Origin of the sequence: Metalysinibacillus jejuensis (assembly GCF_003057615.1) — a bacterium.
GTDB lineage: Bacteria > Bacillota > Bacilli > Bacillales_A > Planococcaceae > Metalysinibacillus > Metalysinibacillus jejuensis.
Genome location: NZ_QAFW01000175.1, coordinates 1 through 399, shown reverse-complemented (window position 1 = coordinate 399; position 399 = coordinate 1). Strand labels below are relative to the sequence as shown.

At 40.1% G+C, this 399-nt stretch carries 1 protein-coding gene; it reads left to right on the top strand.

Annotation, left to right across the window (positions count from 1 at the left end; all coding sequences use genetic code 11):
• A partial coding sequence (locus DDE80_RS14760; protein ID WP_161952365.1) for a macro domain-containing protein occupies positions 1-399 on the top strand: 399 nt, incomplete at both ends.

The following is a 399-nucleotide window of genomic DNA, read 5'->3' as shown; positions in this document are numbered from 1 at the left end:
GGTGTAATGGGAAAAGGAATTGCCCTTCAGTTTAAACAAGCTTTCCCTGATGTGTTTAAACAGTATGAGAAAGCCTGTAAAAAGGGGCTTGTGCAAGTGGGTAACATGCATGTCACTGAAGTTGTAGGATTTGCCTCACCTAGATATATCATCAATTTTCCTACCAAGGAGCATTGGCGTAACCCTTCTAAACTTGAATACATTGAAGAAGGGTTAAAGGATCTAGTAAAGGTTATAAATGATTTGAAAATTCAGTCAATTGCATTGCCTCCTTTGGGTTGTGGAAATGGTGGGTTAGACTGGCGTCAAGTAAGACCAATGATAGTAGAGGCATTCCAAACCTTAGATGTAACAGTTCATTTATATGAGCCAGCAGGTGCACCACCACTAGAAGAAATG